Here is a 6,582-nt window from a genome sequence, read left to right as displayed (position 1 = left end):
ACATCCGCCTCATGTTGCGCCGCCTCGAACCCGCTCCCTGAGCCTTTTCAAACACGCTCTTAGACCTTCTGCCGCCATCTGGCAGGTGGGCGCCCGCGGCCTGAACCGCGCGCTCGCCTTCAGCCGTGACGGCCAGCGCCTGCTCGTCGGCTATGAGGGAGGCGGGGCCGCCGTGTGGAACGTGGCGGCGGGCGAGCCGGAATGGTCGGCGCGGGTGGTGCCCGCTTGCCAGGGCTGGGTACTGAGCGCGGCCTTCAGCCCGGATGGCCGGCGGGCGGCCCTCGGCACGGGTGGCGGCGCGGTGCAGGTCTTCTCGCTGCCGGACAAACAGGCCGCCGCGACCTATGCCCTCCCCGGCGCAGTGCGGGCGCTGGTCTTCGGGCCGGACGGCTCCCTCGCGGCGGGCAGCCTGGGCGGGGAGGTGCAGCGCTGGGACGCAAAAGGGGCAGTGACGCTAAGTCACAAGCTGGTGAGCGGCGTCACAGCATTGGCCTTCACTCCCGCAGGGACACTGTTTGCAGGGACGGAAGGGGGCGAACTCCTGGCGCTCAGGCTGGGGCAGCCGCCGCAGACCCTCGTCAAGGCGGGCGGACTGGTGCAGTCGCTGGACTGGAACGGAGCGCGGGCCGAACTGCTGAGCAGTGAGCGTGACAACGCGCTGCGCTTTTACCAAGTTGAAGGAGGGGAGAAATGAAGCGCCTGAGCCTCCTGACTGCCGCCCTGCTGGGCCTCGCCAGCGCCCAGACCCTCACGCCGCAGCCTGCACGTACGCTCAGTTTTCCGGCGGGGCGCGACGTGCAGCCCGTGGCGTTCAGCGAGGACGGGGACAGGTTGCTAACCCGTGACGAGGCGGGCCTGACCCTCTGGCAGGTCTCGCCGCTCCGTCCACTGTGGCGGCAGAAGGTGACCCTGAAGTGGTGGCCCCGCCAGGTTCGCTGGGAGGGCACCAGCCTCACCCTGCTGGGAATGAACGGGCAGACCCTGAAGCTGGCGGCAGACACCGGAAAACCGCTGGGGGAAGGGACAGAGCCGCTGGGCGCGGCGGTGCGCGCAGCACTGGGGGTCGGGGAGGCAGGGCCGCTGGTCTTTACCCCCCAGGGCATCTGGAAGAAGAGCGAGGCGGGCATTCCCTTTGAGGTCAGCGGCGGCGAGTTGGTGGGCTTTTACACCCGGCGCGGCGACTGGCTGGCGACGAAGGCGCGGGGGTATGGGCCAGTAGAAGTGTGCCTGGAGGGGAAGAAACTCAGCCTGGACACCATCTTCCCGGCGCTGGGCTTCGAGACGGCCCCGCGGCAGGGCGAGATGCTTTCGTTCAGCCCCGACGGGCGCTGGCTGGCCTGGAGCGCGGCGCGGCGTGTCACCCTCTGGGCGCTGCCGGGCGGCGAGAAGCGGGCCGTGCTGCGGCCCGATCCCTACACCGAGACCATAAACAACCTGCAAGTGACCTGGGCCCCGGGCGGCGAGTTGCTGCTCAACTCTGACCGGACGCTGTGGCGCTACCGCATCCCCGGGGCCTCGGAAACTGCCTTCACGCTGCAGGACACCGTCCCCGCCCCCAAAGATGCCCTCATTCGGATGGTATCGGCGCGGGGCGCGATCGCGAGTGGCGTGGCGAACGCGCTGCTGCTGAGCCGCCCCGGTGAGGCGACGCCGCAAACGGTCGGCCCCGTCCCCCAGCGGGTCTTTTTCAGCGAGGACGGGAACCGGACATTGACGCTCTCCGGCCCGACCCTGTGGCTTTACGGCCCGGAAAAGGCCGGCCCGCTGGCCCTGCGCCTCCCCGACTTTGCCGAGGGCGAACGGCTCACGCTGACGGGGGACACGCTGACCGTCTACGGACGCGACCTGAGCTGGACCCCCGGCACCGAGCCGAAGCTGACGCCGAGCATCTGGCAGGCCAACCTCAGCGGCCTGACCACGGGGCAGACCGTGCCGCTCAAGGTCGTGACCACCGACCCCCGCCCCGGTTGCGACGGTGGGCAGTGGCTCACGCCGGTGCTGACCCAGGTGCGGCTGTGCCAGAGCGAGGGCAAACTGTCTGGCTGGCAGGGTGAGCGGCGGCTCTGGAGTCTGGACGTCCCGGCGGGGCGCAGCGTGACCGTGACCCCTGACGGGCAGTGGTTCGCGCTGGCGACCGAGGGCGGAGAACTGCGCCTTTACCGGGCAGCGACGGGGCAGACGGCGGGCACGCTCACCTTTCTCAAATCCGCGCAGGGGGGCTTTTACCCCTCCGCCCTGCGGGTGGACGCGGCGGGGCGCTGGGTCGGTGTCCAGAGTTGGAGTGAATGGCTGCTGGGCGACGTGCGGGCCGGCAACGTGAGGCGTGACCCGGCGCTGAACGGCGCGAAGGACCTGGCCTTCGTGGGCGAGCGGCTGGCAGTGGTCGGGGTAGACACGGTGACGTGGTTTGAAGTGCGCTGAACCAGCGGCGCGAGGTGGTTTGGGCAGCCCTTGAAGAGATTTCCTCACCGTCCGTCAACCCCTGTTCCGCATGCTGGGGGCATGCCGCTGCGTCCCGCCGCCCTGCTCTGCCTGCTCCTCCTGGGCGCTCCGGCGCTGTTCCCGGCGTTCGCCGCGACTCCCACGTCCACGGCTGCCCCCTGGAACAGCCTGCCGGTCACGCCGGAAGACGAGGATGCCGCCCTGGCCCTCAAGGCGCCCGCCTTCGCCGGCTTATGGGTGGAGGGGCAGGGGGTCGTCCTGATGGTCACCTCCACCGACCCCGCCGCCCGGCAGGCCGTGCTCAGCGAGGTGCGCCGGAGGCGGGGCCATGACCTGACCCTCAGCGGGCATGACCTGACCCGCGTGCGCTTCGTCCCCGCCCGGTACAACGCCGCCCAGCTCTCCCGGGCGCGGTACCTCGCCCGCGGCCTGTTCGGCTGGAACAGCATCGGCGTGGATGTCAGGGCCAACCGGCTCCGCATCGAGTTCCAGACGCCGGAAGCGCGGAACCAGGCCGCAGCCTTCTTCAAGGGTCGGGGCGTGCCCGCAGATGCCCTCCAGCTGGTAGCCCTGCCCTCGCCGGGTCTGCCCGCCCGCACCACCTTTCCTCATCCGCTGAAGGCGCGGCTGGTCATTCCCCGGCAGGTGGCGCAGGGCGACCTGCTCACCCTGCAATTCCCGGTCATGAATACGGGGAAGGAGGCCTTTTCCTTCAACCGGGTGTGCAGCTTCGACTTCATGGTCGTGCGGGCGGACACGGGGAAAGTGGTCCGGCCTGTCCCGGCACCACCGGCCTGCCCCTCCATCGCCGGTGGACTGATCATCCAGCCTGGCGAGACCCGGGACGCCCTGACCCCCGTGTGGCAGAGCGTGGCCCCGGCGCACTGGGACCTCAGGGACGCGCGGGGGCAGTTCGTTCCCCCGGGGAACTACCTCCTCAAGGCGGCCCACGGCTCCGGGGCCTTCGCCATCCGTCCCCCGGACGTGCCCTTCACGGTGCTGCCCCCGGCGAAGGACGGCGGCGTCCTGAAGCCCCTCCAAATCCTGGCTCCTGCCCCCACCGTGCAGAGCATCAAGGGCACGGCCCGCTTCGAGGAGCAAGGCGGCGTGCAGCGCCTGGTCATCACCGTGCCGGATGAACGGGCAAAGCAGGCCGTGCAGGACCTGGCCCGCAAGAAGGGTGTGTCCCTGGCCCGCGTGACAATCCAGGTGACGCCGCCCGCGCCCCTCCCGCCTTCTGGCAAGCCCGGCGAGGCCGAGCTGAAGGTCGGGGCCTGGACGTCTCCCCAGGGAACGTTGCACGACATCAGTCTGAAGCTGCTGAACCCGGCGGCCAGGCGCACGCTCCCCGGCGCGCGGGAATGCCTGTTCGTGGCGGTCGTGCGGAAGGTGGACCGCGGTGAGGTGGTGTACTCCACCCGGACCTTCCCGAACAGCCGGGCGAACCACTGCCCGACCGGCGCGAGCCTGCACCGCAGCCTGGACGCCCGCTGGGACGGACGGCTGAGCAGCGGGAAGCTGGCCCCGGCGGGAAGGTACGAGGTGCGCGCCGGCGTGCGGGTGACCCAGCCGTCGGGGAAGGTGGCGTGGCTGAGTGCGCCGGCCCAGCCCCTGAACCGGAACGGCGGGAAAGGCGAGTGCCAGCCCATCTTCTGCGACCCGGAGGAAGAGTGACCCGCCGGCACGCAGGGCGTCCGGCGACTGTCAGGCCCCGTCCTTCTCTGCGGTTCAGACGGAAAACTCAGGCCCTGGGAGCGCGAGGATGGCGAGATGGAAGCGAACCTGCTGGCTGGTCATCCTGCTGACCCTCGGCACGGCCGGACTCTGTCGGTCACCGTTTTCGCCTCTATGGACGAGGTGACCGGCATCCGCCTGCCGCAGCGCGGAGGGACCGCATGAACCGCCTGTTCCGGGCGCTGCTCCAGGCCGGGGCCGCCCTGGCCCTGATGGCCTTCGGCGCCTGGCTGACCTCCCCCAAGAGCGAGAACATCCAGGTGATGTGCGGCCACACCCCCTTCTGCCCCGTCCCCCTGGTGTCCCTCCAGAATGCCGAGCGGTAACCCTGGCAGAAGGACTTCTCTACGTCCCTCGACCTCCGACCGGGCGAAACGCGGGAGCTACACTGGTCTTCGACCTGGACGGTGTTCCGCCGACCACTCCCGTCAACGTGGTCAGTGTCAGCCGCCGGTGGCTGAATTCTTCCATTGGGGAACTGACCGCCCGTCCCGTCCCCTGGGACAGGAGACGGTTCTGTACCGGGACCCCGAGTTAACCGTACAGCCCCCCGCCGCTTCTTCCAGCAGGGGCAATTGACGGTCGAGGTCACTGCCGCGAAGGACGCCCGGCCAGGCCTCTCCGTCCTGACCCTGAACGTCCAGAAGCAGGGAACACGCTGGGGCAGCACCGGGCAGGCCGCCATTCGCCTGATGATCCACCCTCTCCGGTGAGTGGCCAGGCGAAAGAGGTCGCTCCCCTTCAATCCTCCCGCCAGCATGCTGGCCACCTGGCAGCATAACCGGATGCTACAAGCGCCCACGGTGGGGCAGGAGCAGCCCGTGAGCATGTCCTCCGCCTCGCCCCTGACCCTGCATCTATGGCGCTGCAAGCGCGTGCCGGGTTGCCAGGACAGGCAGAACCGGCAGGAGGTCACCTTTCCCAATCCCACGCTGTGGGCTGTTATCGGCGTGTTCGTCACGGCCGGGGCAGGCTTCTGGCGCCCGGCAGGGCAACAGCGCTGACCGTCAGTTCCCCGTCTTCCCTCCTGGCGGGTTCGGCGCGAAGGCAGCGTCAATCGTGCCGCTCTTCTCGTACACCTGTGTCCACTGGCCTCCCGGCGCCACCCTCCCCCGGCGAACGGCGTGTCCCATCCCGTGTCCGCTCACCCCCTCGTACTCCAGGCCGCCGCTCCAGTCAGGCTTCTGGCCCCGCAGCGTCCTCGCCTGACCCAGCACCGCCTCAAGAGCGCGGCTGGCGAGCGTGGGCCAGGGGTCCCAGGCGGTGCGTTCCGTCTGTGCCGCCCACGTCGCCTGCCAGCGGCCTCCCCGCCAGGCGAAGCAGCGGGCAGTATCCTCCACCCAGTCGCACCGCTCGTCCGCGCGGCCTACGGGGAAGAGCGTCAGCCGCTCCATTTCGCTGTAGCCCACGCCCGGGGGAATGCCCCGCTGCCGTCTCAGGTTTGCCACGTCCCGGTCCGCCTGCTGAACACGGGCCACAGCGCGCACGGCGCTGGGCGTCTGGCCCAGCCAGAGCTGCCCAGCTTTCCAATCCACTGGCACGCCCAGCAGGCGCTGCAGGTCACGGGCCGCCAGGAAATGGTCGGCAGTGCGGTTAAGCGGTGGCGTCACGGCGCGCTCCACCTGCCCCTGTTGAGTGGGGCGGGACGTCGCCCGGCCCGCCGATTCAATCAACCACACCACCGAGGGGGAGAAGGCGTCGGACAGGGCCAGGCTGTCCGGCGTCTGGCGGCAACTGAGGTCTTCCCGGTGCTGCTGCAACCAGCCGCAGGAGACGAAGGCCCGGCCCTGCTCGACCTGGACGGCGGCGGGCGGGACGGGCGCGAGCAGGGCCGCACCCAGCAGAACGGCGAGCATGGCTCAGGGTAGGGGCGGCAGGTGACAGGGGGCTGACGCCTCCCTTCAGTTCTCGAGTTCCACCGTGAAGGTGCGGGTGACGCTGCCCCGGGCAGGTACGTCCGCGCGCAGTTCCATCAGGGTCTCCCCGCTCTTCTCCACCCCTTTCAGCACCACCTTGCGGCCATAGATCCGCTCGGTCAGCTCCACCCGGATGGCCCGGTCCTTGCTGTTCTCGAAGATGTAGGTGACCTGGTACTTCCCACTGCCCCGTTCCCCGGCCTCCAGTACCTTCACGGCCCGCCCGTACCGCACCTCCGGGTCACGCCCCAGGGAGAACTCGATGGGTTCACCCTTCTCGGTTTCCCGCTCTCGGGCTACACGCCGAGGCCACCGTTTCAGACAACGAAGAACGGGCGCGGAGAGCCATTGAGTTATCCGCACGGGCAGGACCGCTGGCAGGGGTGGGCGGAACGTGCAGGCGTCACGTGCACACGGCACCAGTGATGGCAGAGTCCTGCGACGGAATTGGGAACGGGGCCTTGAGTCTGGCGACGATTCGGCGGGCGGA

General features: G+C 69.8%; 8 protein-coding genes. 6 read left to right on the top strand and 2 right to left on the bottom strand.

The genetic code is table 11. The features are described 5' to 3' along the window. The 6 genes from DEIPH_RS16765 to DEIPH_RS16750 all read left to right on the top strand — a co-directional run. Window positions 1–694: WD40 repeat domain-containing protein (locus tag DEIPH_RS16765; protein ID WP_407636520.1), on the top strand; the 694-nt coding region annotated here is incomplete at its 5' end. After that, window positions 691–2,421 (top strand): WD40 repeat domain-containing protein, encoded by a 1,731-nt coding sequence (locus DEIPH_RS16760; protein WP_034360397.1) that lies wholly within the window; start codon window positions 691–693, stop codon window positions 2,419–2,421. The genes DEIPH_RS16765 and DEIPH_RS16760, both read left to right, overlap by 4 nt. 81 nt (window positions 2,422–2,502) lie before the next feature. Beyond that, window positions 2,503–4,116, top strand: a complete 1,614-nt coding sequence (locus tag DEIPH_RS16755) for a hypothetical protein (RefSeq protein ID WP_034360394.1) — start codon at window positions 2,503–2,505, stop codon at window positions 4,114–4,116. A gap of 221 nt (window positions 4,117–4,337) precedes the next feature. Beyond that, the gene (locus DEIPH_RS20260) at window positions 4,338–4,502 is read left to right on the top strand and encodes a hypothetical protein (RefSeq protein WP_161636088.1); all 165 of its coding nucleotides are present in this window, start codon (window positions 4,338–4,340) and stop codon (window positions 4,500–4,502) included. Window positions 4,503–4,751: 249 nt separating this feature from the next. Further along, entirely contained in the window at window positions 4,752–4,889 is a 138-nt protein-coding gene (locus DEIPH_RS20255; protein WP_161636087.1) for a hypothetical protein, read from the top strand. 72 nt (window positions 4,890–4,961) lie between these two features. Next, window positions 4,962–5,180 carry a hypothetical protein gene (locus DEIPH_RS16750; protein WP_152545011.1) on the top strand — a complete coding sequence of 73 codons (219 nt, stop codon included), beginning with the start codon at window positions 4,962–4,964 and terminating at the stop codon, window positions 5,178–5,180. A gap of 3 nt (window positions 5,181–5,183) precedes the next feature. Here DEIPH_RS16750 and DEIPH_RS16745 read toward each other — a convergent pair whose 3' ends face one another. Next, the gene (locus tag DEIPH_RS16745) at window positions 5,184–6,032 is read right to left on the bottom strand and encodes a hypothetical protein (protein WP_034360390.1); all 849 of its coding nucleotides are present in this window, start codon (window positions 6,030–6,032) and stop codon (window positions 5,184–5,186) included. Window positions 6,033–6,077: 45 nt separating this feature from the next. Continuing rightward, window positions 6,078–6,308 (bottom strand): hypothetical protein, encoded by a 231-nt coding sequence (locus DEIPH_RS16740; protein WP_034360387.1) that lies wholly within the window; start codon window positions 6,306–6,308, stop codon window positions 6,078–6,080. Window positions 6,309–6,582: the final 274 nt, after the last annotated feature.

Origin of the sequence: Deinococcus phoenicis (assembly GCF_000599865.1) — a bacterium.
GTDB lineage: Bacteria > Deinococcota > Deinococci > Deinococcales > Deinococcaceae > Deinococcus > Deinococcus phoenicis.
The sequence above is the reverse complement of the archived record's forward strand: the minus strand, read 5'-3'. Positions and strand labels throughout refer to the sequence as shown.